At 67.5% G+C, this 13,162-nt stretch carries 12 protein-coding genes; 8 read left to right on the top strand and 4 right to left on the bottom strand.

Annotation, left to right across the window (positions count from 1 at the left end; translation table 11 throughout):
- Window positions 1–21 precede the first annotated feature (21 nt).
- A complete protein-coding gene (locus tag HWX39_RS10490) occupies window positions 22–855 on the top strand; it encodes a CerR family C-terminal domain-containing protein (RefSeq protein WP_175967726.1) in 834 nt (277 codons plus the stop codon).
- Between the two features lie 27 nt (window positions 856–882).
- Here the strand turns inward: HWX39_RS10490 and HWX39_RS10495 are convergent, their stop codons facing one another.
- Window positions 883–3,318 (bottom strand): mechanosensitive ion channel domain-containing protein, encoded by a 2,436-nt coding sequence (locus HWX39_RS10495; protein ID WP_175967728.1) that lies wholly within the window; start codon window positions 3,316–3,318, stop codon window positions 883–885.
- Window positions 3,319–3,596: 278 nt separating this feature from the next.
- On the bottom strand, window positions 3,597–4,577 hold the full coding sequence (locus tag HWX39_RS10500) for an LLM class oxidoreductase (protein WP_175967730.1): 981 nt from the start codon (window positions 4,575–4,577) through the stop codon (window positions 3,597–3,599).
- Between the two features lie 194 nt (window positions 4,578–4,771).
- On the opposite strand from HWX39_RS10500, the gene HWX39_RS10505 reads away from it, so the two are divergent.
- The 5 genes from HWX39_RS10505 to HWX39_RS10525 all read left to right on the top strand — a co-directional run bounded on the left by HWX39_RS10505 (window position 4,772) and on the right by HWX39_RS10525 (window position 9,967).
- On the top strand, window positions 4,772–5,170 hold the full coding sequence (locus HWX39_RS10505) for a lysozyme inhibitor LprI family protein (protein ID WP_175967732.1): 399 nt from the start codon (window positions 4,772–4,774) through the stop codon (window positions 5,168–5,170).
- 1,207 nt (window positions 5,171–6,377) lie between these two features.
- On the top strand, window positions 6,378–7,274 hold the full coding sequence (locus HWX39_RS10510) for an NAD-dependent protein deacetylase (RefSeq protein ID WP_175967734.1): 897 nt from the start codon (window positions 6,378–6,380) through the stop codon (window positions 7,272–7,274).
- Window positions 7,271–7,912: a DUF938 domain-containing protein gene (locus tag HWX39_RS10515; RefSeq protein ID WP_175967736.1), complete on the top strand. Its 642-nt coding sequence runs from the start codon at window positions 7,271–7,273 to the stop codon at window positions 7,910–7,912. Before HWX39_RS10510 ends, HWX39_RS10515 begins: the two co-directional genes overlap by 4 nt.
- A gap of 97 nt (window positions 7,913–8,009) precedes the next feature.
- Window positions 8,010–9,422, top strand: a complete 1,413-nt coding sequence (gene gndA, locus HWX39_RS10520) for an NADP-dependent phosphogluconate dehydrogenase (protein ID WP_175967738.1) — start codon at window positions 8,010–8,012, stop codon at window positions 9,420–9,422.
- Between the two features lie 200 nt (window positions 9,423–9,622).
- Complete coding sequence (locus tag HWX39_RS10525) at window positions 9,623–9,967, top strand: DUF4148 domain-containing protein (protein WP_175967740.1); 345 nt, start codon at window positions 9,623–9,625, stop codon at window positions 9,965–9,967.
- A 118-nt stretch (window positions 9,968–10,085) separates the two neighbouring features.
- On the opposite strand, the gene HWX39_RS10530 is transcribed toward HWX39_RS10525, so the two are convergent.
- Window positions 10,086–10,406, bottom strand: coding sequence for a hypothetical protein (locus tag HWX39_RS10530; protein WP_175967742.1), 321 nt, complete (start codon window positions 10,404–10,406; stop codon window positions 10,086–10,088).
- A gap of 427 nt (window positions 10,407–10,833) precedes the next feature.
- Here HWX39_RS10530 and HWX39_RS10535 point away from each other — a divergent pair, with 427 nt between their 5' ends.
- The gene (locus HWX39_RS10535) at window positions 10,834–11,568 is read left to right on the top strand and encodes a peptidoglycan DD-metalloendopeptidase family protein (protein WP_175967744.1); all 735 of its coding nucleotides are present in this window, start codon (window positions 10,834–10,836) and stop codon (window positions 11,566–11,568) included.
- 48 nt (window positions 11,569–11,616) lie between these two features.
- Here the strand turns inward: HWX39_RS10535 and HWX39_RS10540 are convergent, their stop codons facing one another.
- Window positions 11,617–12,255, bottom strand: a complete 639-nt coding sequence (locus tag HWX39_RS10540; RefSeq protein ID WP_175967746.1) for a Pr6Pr family membrane protein — start codon at window positions 12,253–12,255, stop codon at window positions 11,617–11,619.
- Window positions 12,256–12,481: 226 nt separating this feature from the next.
- On the opposite strand from HWX39_RS10540, the gene HWX39_RS10545 reads away from it, so the two are divergent.
- A complete protein-coding gene (locus HWX39_RS10545) occupies window positions 12,482–13,018 on the top strand; it encodes a cytochrome b (RefSeq protein ID WP_175967749.1) in 537 nt (178 codons plus the stop codon).
- The last annotated feature ends 144 nt before the right edge of the window (window positions 13,019–13,162 follow it).

A 13,162-nucleotide genomic window follows, 5' to 3' on the forward strand; every position in this document is an offset into this window, starting at 1 on the left:
CGAGCGAATGACGAGGAAGGCATGAACGAAGCGAAGAAGCTGCGCCGCACGTCGGCGGGCGGCTACGCCCGCGGCGACGAAACGCGCCAGCGGATCATCGAGGCGGCGATCGAACTGTTCGGCGAGCGCGGGTTCGCGGGTGCATCGACACGCGAGATCGCGGCGATGGCCGGCGTGAATGCGCCGGCGCTCCAGTACTACTTCGAGAACAAGGAAGGCGTGTACCGCGCGTGCGTGGAGACGATCGCGGAGCTCGGCTGGGAAGTGTTCGCGCCGGCAGTCGGCCATGCACGAGCGATGCTCGATGCGGACGCGGACGTCGACGTGCTGATCGACGCGTTCGTCGGGCTGCTGCGTGCGCTTGCGGACCGGATGTTCACGGCGCCGAAGACGATGAACCAGCGGATGTTCTTCGCGCGCGAGCAAGGCGGCCAGGAGCCGGCGAGCGCGAGCGAAATCCTGATGAAACGCATGCGCAAGCCGCTCAACGACGTGAGCGCCGAGCTGATCGGCCGTATCTCGGGGCGGCCGGCCAACGATCCGGTCACGCGATTGCGCGCGCTGAGCCTGTTCGGGCAGATCACGGTGTTCCACATCGCGCAGCGTTCGGCGCTGCAGTTGCTCGAATGGGAGGCATTCGAAGGCGAGCGTGCGGCGCTGCTGACCGACACGATCGCCGAGCAGACGCGCGTGCTGCTCCAGCAATGGCACGCGCAGCGCGATGGATTGGCGGCCGCTCCTGACGCCGGCTCGAAGCGGGGGCGAGGTGTGGCGGCGAAACGCTCGGCAAAGACGGGGGCGTCGACGCCCGCTGCAAACAGCACTCGACGCGTTAACAAGCCCGCCGCGCGTTGAACGCGGCGCGCCGTCAGCCCCGGCGGGTCAACCCGGCTTGCGCGCCGGTTCGGCCGGCGCCGGCGGCTCGGCTGCATTGCCGTTGTCGCCATTGACGACAGGCCGCGATCCGTCCGCGTACGCGACGACGCTGCGCTGCGGATTGGCGATCCGGATGCCGCGTTCGCGGAACGTCTCCGCGATCCGCCGGTTGAATTCACGCTGCACGCTCCAGCGCGTCGAGTCCGTGCATTGCATCTGTCCGGCCAGCGCGAGCGCCGCGCCGTCGACCTGGTCGATACCCCAGTAGCTGAAGTCCGACAGGATGCCGTCGCGGTACGTCGGATCGTCGCGCAACGCGGCGCCGATCTCCTTCAGTGTCGTGACCGCGCGATCGATATCCTCGCCGTAGGCAATGCTGATCTTGACGGACGCGTTGCCGAGCCCGCGATTCGTATTGTTGACGGTCGTCACCGAGCTGAACGGGATCGTGTACAGCGACCCGTCGCCGGCGCGCAGCCGCACGGTGCGGATCGACAGGTACTCGACCGTGCCCGACACGCCGGCGAGCGTGACCCAGTCACCGACCTGCATCGCGTTTTCCATCAACAGGAAGATCCCGGTGATGAAATCCTGCACGAGCTTCTGCGAGCCGAAGCCGAGCGCGACGCCGAAGATGCTGGCGCCGGCAAGCAGCGGGCCGACGTTCACGCCGAGCTGGCTGAGGCCCGTCAGCACGACGACGAGCGCGATCATCACGAACAGCAGCGAGCGCAGCATCGGCAGCAGCGTGCGCAGCCGTGCCGCGCGCATGAGATTGCCTTCGCGGGTCCATCGTTGCAGCCGGCGCTCGATCGCAATATTCGCGGCCTCCCACACGATGAGCGCGACGATGGCCGCGATGGCGATCGTCACCAGCGCCGATGCGAGCCGGTGGCCGATCGTGCCGGTTTCGAACGCGCGGAAGATCGGCACGCCCCAGATCTGCAGCAGCACCAGGATGGTCACGATGCCGATCGCGCCCGACACGATCTGGCGCAGCAGCGGGTAGTAGCGGTACGCGTGCACGTGGACGGGCGTGCGGTCTTCGTCGCGGCCCTGGAACAGCCGCGCGAGCGCGCCGAACACGACGATCGACACCATCCGCATGCCGATCATCACGGCGATCGAGCGGCCGCCGAGCGTGATCAGCACGCGGTAGCCGTTGTGGACGTCGAGCGCCCACACGAACCACAGCGCCATCACGACGAATACCGACACGGGCGCCCATGCGTCCGCGAGCGCGTTGGCGATCATCGTGAAGGACGGACGGTCCTCGCCGGCTGAGCGGATCCGTGCGGCGACCGGCTGGCGGCACCGCAGGATCAGTGCCGAAACCATCAGGTGCCCGACGAGCGCGACGGCTTTGAGCAGCGCGACGTGACCGGCGTCGCTGAGACCGAAGTTCGCGGCGATCTCGACAGCGGCCGTGCAGGCGCCGATCACGATCACGATCCGCGCGATCGAACGTTGCGCGAAGCCGGCCCACGCGTCGCTGACATGCAGCAACCGCAATTGCCGCGCATCGGGCTGGAAGAACAGCCGGCTGACGATCGTGACGAGCCGGCAGATCACGTAGATGTCGATCAGTGCTTCGAGCGCGGATTCGATCGGCGTGTCCGTATCGCCGATCGCCGACATCGTCAGGCTCGCGACGCCGACGAACACGAGCAGCGGCACCGCACGCAGCGCGAGGCTGACGAGCACGCGTGGCATCCGGTGCAGCAGCGTGGTGTGGCGGCGCGCGTGGCCGCGGCCTTGCGACGCTGCGGGCGCGGCGTCGGGAGCGTCTGGCGGGGTGGGGGTGCCCGGCGGGGCGATGTCGTCGTCGGGCGCGGCGGAGTCGAATGTAACGGCATCGGGCATGGTGCGGCGCGACGTGTCGGCGCGCCGAGCGGCCACTGCGGCCAGCGCACGTCGCAACAGCCGCTTCGCGAACCATTCGACGACGAGCGCGGGCACGAGCACGGCGATGATGATCCAGAGCGCGTGTGCAAGATCCGCGCGCTCGTCGGCGCGCACCAGCTTGTCATGCCACCAGCTTCCGACCGACCCGACATCGAGCAGCGAGTGCAGCGATTCCTTCAGCGCACCGCCGATTTCGGTGGTCCAGCGCGATCCCTGCCGGACAAGCATCGACGCGAGCCCATTCGACTTGAGCGCGGTCGGGGCCGCGGCGGCCGACGCGGCGCTGGCCGCAGTCGCATCGCTTGCCGCGACCGCAGGTGCGCTCAGTGCGCCGACGGCCGCGATCGCGCGCAGCGTCGTTTCGACCTGCGCGCGATCGCGTGGATTTTCGAGCACATTGAGTGCCTGCTGCGCCTGTTGCGGCGTCAGCGCGGGCGCGGTGCCGGACGCGGCAGACGCGGCGGCCGGGGCGGGAGCGGCCGCGTGCGCGGCCGAGACGACGGCGGCAAGCAGCCAGCCGAGGAGGAAATGTCGCATGAAGTAGGCATGCGGGCGCGCATCGGCGCGCGGCCCGCCGGGCTGAACGATGGACGGAAGTTAACATGATTGCGATCGGAACCGAATAGTTCCATCGACGATCATTCGAATCGTGCATGCGCGTCGCGGCGCGGGCGTTAGCGGCGCGTTTGCGCAGTCATGTGTCTGACGCGGGCTGCAGGCAGCCGGATAGGTTGGGGCATTTCAATTGCCGGCGTGTAATGAATTTGTAATAGCGGCTTGTCAGCAGCGGTGGGCGATGCACGCGCCGTGTCGAATTAATATGGAATCCTGCTGAATTGCGCTGGCTCGTCGTGAAAAGCCGGCAGAACGTGTTCCGCGATTTCTTCGATGACTTCGCGCACGGGCCGGTCCGAGCCCGGATTCAGCGTGACGTGGTGGGTGCCCGCCGCGCGCATGTCGTGCAGGATGTCCACCAATGCGCGGTGTCCGGTTGCATAGCCAAGCGGCAAGGCGGTGGCCGGCGCGTCGGGATTCGTGTCAAGGTCGAGCCGCATCGACACGCCGAACGCGCGAAAGGCGGGCGACGCGAGCCGCTCGACCGCCGCGCGCCACATCGAATGGCGGGCGCGCTGCGTGTCCGGATCGCGGTGATACGTCATCCAGCCGATCGAGTGCCGAGCAATCCAGTCGACGCTTTGCCCACCCGAGCCGACTGCCAGCATCGGCACCGCGTCGGCGCCTCGTGGCAGCAGCGTGAATTCGGGCGCATCGGGCGGCGCTTCGTCGGGCAGCACGCGCGATGGCACGCCGAGCGCGGCCGCGACGACCTCCCAGTGCGCGCGGTAGCGGTCGCGCCGCGTTTCCGCATCGACGCCGAACGCCGCATATTCGGGCGGCCGGTCGCCGGAGCCGAGCCCGAGGATGAAACGCCCGCCCGACAGCGTCGCGACCGACAGCGCGCCCTTCGCGATATGCAGCGGATGACGTAGCGGCAGCACGATCGCGCCGCTGGCGAGCGCGATCCGGCGCGTGCGTGACGCCAGAGCGCCGAGCAGGACCCACGGGTCGAGGTGGCCGACCGGGTCGGGATAGTCGGCGCTGTTCAGCGGCACGTCGCGAATCCACAGCGCGCGAAAGCCGAGCGTATCGGCCAGTGCCGCGAGCTCGAGTTGGTCGTTGAAATCGGCGACGATTTGGCCGCTGCGAAGCAGCGGCAGCGTGAGGCCGATCGACAGCCGTCCGTCCGAAAAGACGCGATGCGCAACGTCGGGGCGGGCGGGGGCGGGCGAGGTCATGTCGAATCCTGGGAGGCAGTGCGGGGCGAACGCAGGGCGGTGCGTGTCCGAATGCTAGCGTGTTTGCACGACGGTTGCGCGGCACCGCATGCGCAGTGACCGATCGAGCGTGACCGGTTGACGTCGGAACCGCGAGGGTCAGGAGCGGGCCGGGCATAATCGATGCCTTCCGTCATTGAAATCAACGAATCCGGATGAATGCGCTGCAACACAGGATGATCGGTCTGGCGGCGGGCGCAATGCTCTTCGCGATTGCGTCCGGTACGCTCGCGGATGAGGCGGAGCGAGCCGCTATCTGCAAGACTGCAGAGGAGACGGGCTACACGGCCGACATCCGCAATTGCCTGCGGCTGAAATACGACGCGGCCGACAAACGGTTGAATGCCATCTACAAGGCGAAGATGGCGAGCCTGGATGAGCAGGGCAAAGCGAGGTTGCGCCACGACGAGCGCCGCTGGCTCAAGGCACGGGATGCCGCTTGCGCCGAATCGCGGCAGCCCGATGCGGGCGGCACGCTCGGGCTCGTGGAGGTCGACAGTTGCTTCGTCGACGAAACCGAGCGTCGCGCCAAGGTGATCGAAGCCTTTCGTTGACGTGTGTCGAGGCGTCGCGCCGGCCGCGGCGTCAAGCCTGGCAGTGTGAGGCCGAGCCAGAAGCGCGGCCCGGGCGAGCAGCCGGGATCGTTCTCGCGTTCGGTCCGGCGATCCGGAGGCAGTCGGAACAGCGTGCGGTCGTCGATATCCAGCCAGTCGTTTGCGTCGGGCATGCATCGAGCAGGGGGCTCCGGTCAGGTGGTGCCCGCTGCGCGAGGAACGTCAGGACGGGGCCGCGCGCCGCATTCATGTGGCACTGTGGGGCGATTGTCAGCCGTGCGGCGAACGCGCGCGGATGCAACACCGCACTACCCGCGCGGGGCGTGCCTGCGCCGCGTGACGCCACGCCCGGCCGACGTTCGTCGATCCGGAAGGCGTTTCAGTTTCGAAACGTTCGCGCTTCTTGCCGGTGCGCGATTCGCGTCGATCGCACCAAACCCGCCCGCGCGGCCTTGCGGCGCGAAGCATGGTGCGCTCCTTGCATATCTGTGCAGGCCGTGAGCGCGGTCGCGGACGCAGTCGGTCCGGCGATCGCTTCAGTGGGTCGGACGCATCGGAGACGGGGACAAGAGAATGAGAACAGACCGAATCGCAACGTGTCGTGTTGCAAACATGAATCGCCGACCTGCCAGGGTATTCGCTTCGCCGTTGATCGAGGCGACGTGAGCGCGCGGCTTTCTGTTCCATCCGAGCAATCGGGTTTGTTCTGAACGACGACGTGCAGGTGTAACGCACGAGGCCGACTGGTGCCGGTCGGCCGTCGGGGATGAACCTCGAATGCCTGCGGATGGCCCGGCCCCGATCCCGGATCGTCAATGTGCCGCGCGCAACGCAAGTCGTCGCGCGGCGTATGCGTGTGCGTGCCGTGCATTGCGTCGGCGCCACGGGGCCGAACCGGATCGCACCGGAAAGCCGGCAGCGCAACGATGCGTCCGGCATCGCGGAACATATGCAGTCCAGGGGAAGCGTTCACCGGCCGCAGCAGGGCGGACGCCGCGAAATTGTGCTGTCAGTTGATCCACTACCCCGATGGATCAATTGTTGAAGCGCCCATCGCCACGTGGCGGTGGGCGTCTTTTTTTGTGCGCCGGTTTGCGACGCGAGCCCTCGGCCCGATCGCGCGGCGTTCTGTATCATGTGCTGGCGTGCCTGGCCGCCCGTGCGGGCGCACGGTGCTTGCCGGCGCGCCCGATCACGCGTTGCCAACATGAACGACAAAGCCCTGCACGACCCTTCAACCGCCGGCGTCGATCCGGCCGCACTCGATGCGCTGCACACGTTCGTCGAGCGCCATCCGCGCCTGCTGGTCCTGACAGGCGCGGGCATCAGCACCGACTCCGGCATTCCCGGCTATCGCGACCGCAACGGCCAATGGATGCGCTCGCCGCCGATCCAGCTCCACGAATTCCTCGGCTCCGATGCCGCGCGGCGGCGCTATTGGGCGCGCAGCATGATCGGCTGGCCCGTCGTCGGCCGCGCGCAGCCGAACGGGTCGCACGTCGCGCTGGCGCGGCTCGGCAGTGCGGGACGGATCGAGCGACTCGTCACGCAGAACGTCGATGGCCTGCACCAGCGCGCGGGCAGCGGCGACGTCATCGAACTGCACGGCGGAATCGACCGCGTCACGTGCCTCGGCTGCGGCGCGCATCATGCGCGCGCGACGATCCAGATCATGCTCGAGGCCGACAATCCCGAATTGCTGGGCGCGCGGGCCGAGCCGGCCGCAGATGGCGACGCGCACATCGAATGGGCCGCGCTCGACACGTTCCGCATCCCGGCGTGCCCCGCGTGCGGCGGGCTGCTGAAGCCGGCGGTCGTGTTCTTCGGCGAAAACGTGCCGCGCGAGCGCGTGGCGCTCGCGTCGCAGGCGCTCGATGCGGCCGATGCGCTGCTGGTCGTCGGCTCGTCGCTGATGGTGTATTCCGGCTACCGCTTCTGCGTGTGGGCGCAGGCACGGCACAAGCCGGTCGCCGCGCTCAATCTCGGCCATACGCGTGCCGATCCGATCCTGACGCTGAAGGTCGAGGCGCGTTGCGCACCCGCGCTCGACGCACTGACGGCACGGCTTGGCCTCACGGGCCACGCACCGGAGCAGGCATCGTGAGCGGCCCGACCTCATCTCCCGATCCGTCCGCGCGGCTGTCGGCGCCGGCGGCCGAACGCAATCGCGGGCCGATCCTCGACGTCTTGCGCCGCGTGTTGCCGGCGAGCGGCCGCGTGCTCGAAATCGCGAGCGGCACGGGGCAGCATGCGGTCCACTTCGCGCAGGCGCTGCCGGGCCTGCACTGGCAGCCGAGCGATCCCGATGCACAGGCGCGGCGCTCGATCGCCGCGTGGGTGGCCCATGCGGGCCTCGCCAACGTTGCCGGGCCGCTCGCGTTCGACGTGCGCGACGCGTCGTGGCCGGTCGACGCGCTCGATGCAATCGTCTGCATCAACATGATTCACATCTCGCCGTGGGCCTGCACCGACGCGCTGTTCGCAGGCGCGTCGCGCCTGCTGCGGCCGGGCGGCGTGCTGTTCCTTTACGGGCCGTATCGCCGCGAGGGCCGGCATACGGCGCCGTCGAACGAAGCCTTCGACCAGCAACTGCAAAGCCGCGACCCGTCGTGGGGCGTGCGCGATCTCGAGACCGTCGTCGCGCTCGGCCTCGATCGCGGGCTCGACTGCATCGAGGTGGTCGAGATGCCGGCGAACAACCTGAGCGTCGTGTTCCGGCGGCTGCCGCACGCGGAGCAATGACACGCAAGCGCGCATCGCCGCCGGGTTTCCACTATCCTTTCGCCTGTGCGCGCGACCCGGCTCGGGTCGCGCCCCGTTTTTTCCGGAGAATTGACTAATGGGCAAACAAGCAATCGGTGTGATCGGGCTCGCGGTGATGGGCCGCAATCTCGCACTCAATATCGAGAGCCGCGGTTACGCGGTGTCGGTGTACAACCGCAGCCGCGAGAAAACCGACGAACTGATCGCCGAATTCCCCGGCCGCAATCTGGTGCCGACCTATACGCTCGAGGAGTTCGTCGCGTCGCTCGAAACGCCGCGCCGGATCCTGATGATGGTCAAGGCCGGTGAAGCGACCGACGCGACGATTGCGTCGCTCAAGCCGCTGCTCGAGAAGGGCGACGTGCTGATCGACGGCGGCAATACGCACTTCACCGACACGATCCGCCGTAACCAGGAGCTCGCGCAATCGGGCCTGCACTTCATCGGCACCGGCGTGTCGGGTGGCGAAGAGGGCGCGCTGCGCGGCCCGTCGATCATGCCCGGCGGCCAGCGTGACGCGTACGACCTCGTCGAGCCGATCCTCAAGCAGATCGCCGCCAAGGCACCGTCGGACGGCGAGCCGTGCGTCGCGTACATGGGCCCGGACGGTGCGGGCCATTACGTGAAGATGGTCCACAACGGCATCGAGTACGGCGACATGCAGCTGATCGCCGAAAGCTATGCGGTGCTGAAGGGCGTTGCGGGCCTGACCAACGACGAGCTCGGCGCGGTGTACACCGAGTGGAACCAGGGCGAGCTCGACAGCTACCTGATCGAGATCACGTCGAAGATCTTCGGCAAGAAGGACGAGGAAACCGGCAAGCACCTCGTCGACGTGATCCTCGATCGCGCCGCGCAGAAGGGCACCGGCAAATGGACGAGCCAGAACGCGCTGGATCTCGGCGTGCCGCTGCCGCTCATCACCGAATCGGTGTTCGCGCGCGTGCTGTCGTCGCTGAAGACCGAACGCGTCGCGGCCAGCAAGATCCTGTCGGGCCCGGTTGCCGCGCCGCTCGACGGCGATCGCGCCGCGTTCATCGAAGCGGTGCGTCGCGCGCTGTACCTGAGCAAGGTGATCTCGTACGCGCAGGGCTTCGCGCAACTGCGCACGGCGTCGGAAGAGTACGGCTGGAACCTCGATCTCGGGACGATCGCGAAGATCTTCCGCGCGGGCTGCATCATCCGCGCGCGCTTCCTGCAGAAGATCACGGACGCGTACGCGAAGGATCCGGCGCTCGCGAACCTGCTGCTCGATCCGTACTTCAAGGACATCGCCGCGAATTACCAGGCGTCGCTGCGCGACGTCGTGGTCGCCGCGGTGAAGGCCGGCGTGCCGGTGCCGGCGTTCGCGTCGGCGGTCGCGTACTTCGACAGCTACCGCTCCGAGCGGCTGCCGGCGAACCTCGTGCAGGCGCAGCGGGATTTCTTCGGCGCGCACACGTTCGAGCGTACCGACAAGCCGGGCAGCTTCCACGCGAACTGGTCGTAACCGGCTGGCGGGGACAGCATTGTTGCGAAAATCTATTCTTTGAATAGGGTTTTTCTATCCCGGATGCCGACATTGTTGGCTCCGGGGAAACAGTGTTTTCGCTCTTTCATGGTTTTCCCTAGGGGACGCCGGGACTAAACTCTGTTCCATCGCTGCAGACATGGTGTGTGCGGCGGAGCAAAAAAATCCCGGAGGTAATCATGAAATCGCTGATCGCAACGTTCGCCGCAGCTGCCGTCCTCGCCGTTCCCGCCGTCTCGTTCGCCCAACAGAACGCGCCCGTCACCCGTGCACAGGTGAAGGCCGAACTGGTCGCCGTGCAACAAGCCGGCTACAAGCTGGGCAGTGACCGTACGAACTACCCGGAAAGCATCCAGGCTGCCGAAGCCCGCCTGAACCCGCAACAGAACGTCGCCGCTGCCGACACGACCGGCTACGGCGCGCAACCGGCTGCCGCGCAGGAATCCGGCGCGCCGGCCAAGGCCAAGACCGGCTGGCAAGTCAAGCGTATCGCTGACGACGCCCCGATCTACAAGGGTCGTTAATGGTGCGGCCGCATCGGCGGCCTGATCCTGCCCTGGAAGTACGAACAGCCCGTCGTTCCGTCATGCGGAACGGCGGGCTGTTTTCATTGGCGGCGCGCATATCGCGCCGGCCGTCGGTTCAGTGCAGCGCGCGCCGGCCGTGCCCGATATCCCGGAACAGCGCTTCGGCCGGTTCCAGCACCTGCAGCCACGTTTCGTCGTAGCCGCTCAACGTGTCGAGCGCATCACGCAGCCGCTCGATCGCGAGGATCGGCAGCTCGACGCTGTGGCGCGTGGCGCCGGTCAAATGCGCGACGCTCGCCAGCTGGACGAGCGCATCGGCCGCCTCGGCGACGTCGGTCGCGAACAGCAGGTGCCGGTTGAGCAATTCGACCAGGCCGCTGGAACCGGAGAAGTCGTCGGCGTCGAGCTGCACGGAAAGAAACGTCGCGTTGTTCATTGTCATGCTCCTCGTTTTGTCGTTGGGTCGCGCAGTGCATCACCGAGTATAGGTGGCGATCGAAGGGGAGAATGTGACGGGATCGATACCGCCTGCGAGGGCGGCACGGTATGCGAAAGATCCGCCGCAGGCCCGCCCGGCGGCCCGTGTGGCGCGGCTTGCAGGCCGCCGCAATGGCGGTGTGACGTCGCAAGATTGTTGCCGGATCGGACAGCCGACGCGGCCTTGACCGCCACAAATGGTATCTTTGCCGGCTGGGACGATGCGAAAAAGGGGCCGGCGAGCTCATTCGCGCCAACGTCCCGATGTGGAAACTGACGGCCGCGACAGCGGTCGGATACTGATTGGTCCGGCCGTTCGGCCGGACATCGTGCGTCGCGCGCCGGGGGGCGGTGGGCGGCGCAACGACGCAAATCCGGGAGGACCCTTGAGAGAAACTATTCCCATCCACGATGCGCTGACGCGCTGGCTGCCGCAGGCGGCGCTCGTTGCCGCAGCCATCGCGCTGACGGGCTGCACGATGACGCCGTGGACCGACAGCTGGCAGCCGACGCGCCAGCCGGCACCCACGTCGGCCGCGACGCCGGGCGTGATCGCCGGCTATTACCGCGTGAATCCGGGCGATACGCTGGCGGGCGTCGCAAACGCCTACGGGCAGCGCGTCCAGGACGTGGCCAGCTGGAACCACATGGCACCGACCGATGCCGTGTATCCCGGCCAGGTGCTGCGCGTCGCGCCGCCGCCTGCCGCGACGTCGCTCGGGCAGGCGCCCGCGGCGGCCGCACAGCCGGGCTCGCTCGCATGGCCGGCCACCGGTGTCGTGGCGACGCCGTTCTCGGCCGGCAAGACGCGCGGTGTCGTGATCGTCGCATCCGGGCCCGACCATTCGGTGCGGGCCGCGGCGGCCGGGCGCGTGGTTTACGCCGGGTCCGGCGTCAAGGCCTACGGCCCGCTCGTGATCCTGAAGCATGAGAACGGGCTCATCACGGCCTACGGACATAACGGCAAGCTGCTCGTCAACGAAGGCGATGCGGTGCGCCAGGGCCAGCCGGTTGCAGAAATGGACACCGACGCGAGCGGCCGTTCGACGTTCGAGTTCGAAGTCCGCCAGAACGGCAAGGTCGTCGATCCGATGAACTTCCTGCCGCGCAACGGCGGCTGACGACCCGCGTCACCTCGTGTGCGCCGGGCGGCGCACACGCTCCCGCCCTCATCCCTTCTTGAGCGTCACCGCACCGAACCGTCTCGCGTGATTGCCGAGCCAGCGAATGCCGAGTGCGAGCGCCGTCGCCCCCATCGCGATCAGCGAGCACTGGATCGCAACCGGCAGGTAGCCGTGCGGCCGCGGATCGACGAACGGATAGGGGTACCAGTTCTCCAGCGCGCCACGCACCAGCGTATAGCCGAGATAGACGATCGGGAAACCGAGCCACGCGAACGCGCTGCGCCGGGGAATCGGCAGGCGCGGCTCCACGTACAGCCAGTCGCACAGCATGACGAGCGGCACGATCCGGTGCAGTACCCAGTTGTTGAACGCCGGCGTGACGTGGCGCAGTGCATCGAGCCGCGCGAGCAGGAGTTCGTAGACGATGGCGGTGATCAGGACATACAGCACCGCGGCGCCGCGCATCGATTCGTAGCGGGCCGAGCCGGGGCGTGCGATGTGCCACAGCCCGGTGGCGAGCATTGCGGCCGCATAGAGGCCGCTCAGTTGCGTGAAGTAGCTGAGGTAGTTGCCGAGATGAAAGCCCGGCAGGTGCCAGTAGTTGGTGATGCTGCGCAGCGTGGTGGATACCGCGAGCAACGCGGCGATCAGCCGATAGGCCGCAACGAAGAACGCCTTGCTCATGATGCCCGCGCGCCGTCGCACCAAAGCTACATCGTGCCACAGCCGTCCGCATGCGCGATGCGGATTTTCCCATATGAGGCCCCGCGCGGCGCGCATGGACAATTCGTCGGATATTTGCGCGCGTCGTGCAAAACCGGGCGCCCGTGCGGCTACAATCGGGGCAGCTTTGCCGGGCGCAGGGCTGTGGCTGCATGCGTCCATCCCCGCATACGACACGAGACGAAGCATGAGAAACATCCTCGCGAAACGGACGCGCTACAGCTCGCCCGCGATCTTCTTCCACTGGGCCGTCTTCCTGCTGGTGGCGCTGGCCTACCTGGCCATCGAGATCCGTGGGCCGAAAGGCAGCGACAGCCGCGTGTTCTGGATGAACGTGCATCTCACCGCGGGCACGCTCGTGCTCGTGCTGTCGGTGCTGCGCGTACTGTGGCGGGCCGTCAGCCGTGTGCCGGAGGCCATTCCGCAAGCGGCGCTGCTGCGCTGGCTCTCGAAGCTCGCGCACGTCGCGCTGTACGTGTTCATCATCGCGCAGCCGCTGCTCGGCATCATGATGATCAACCTGGGCGGCAAGCCGGTGTCGCTCGACTGGCTCGGCCTGTCGTTTACGCTGTTCGGCCCCGACAAGGCGCTGCGGCCGACGATCAAGGAAGCGCATGAACTGATCGGCAACGCGTTCTACTTCGTGATCGGCCTGCACGCGCTGGCCGCGCTCTACCATCATTTCATCCGGCGCGACGACGTGCTGCGGCGCATGGCGCCCTGAACGGCACGTTCCGGAAACCTGCAGCAGGCGGGGGCGCATGGTTGTATTGACAACCATGCGCCCCCGGTTCGTCTACCGGCATCCGCACTGGCCATCGCGTTAAACATTCTGTAACATCTCGGCTGTTTTTACATTCCGCTTACT

It is taken from the genome of Burkholderia sp. BCC0322 (assembly GCF_902833045.1).
Classification (GTDB): Bacteria; Pseudomonadota; Gammaproteobacteria; order Burkholderiales; family Burkholderiaceae; genus Burkholderia.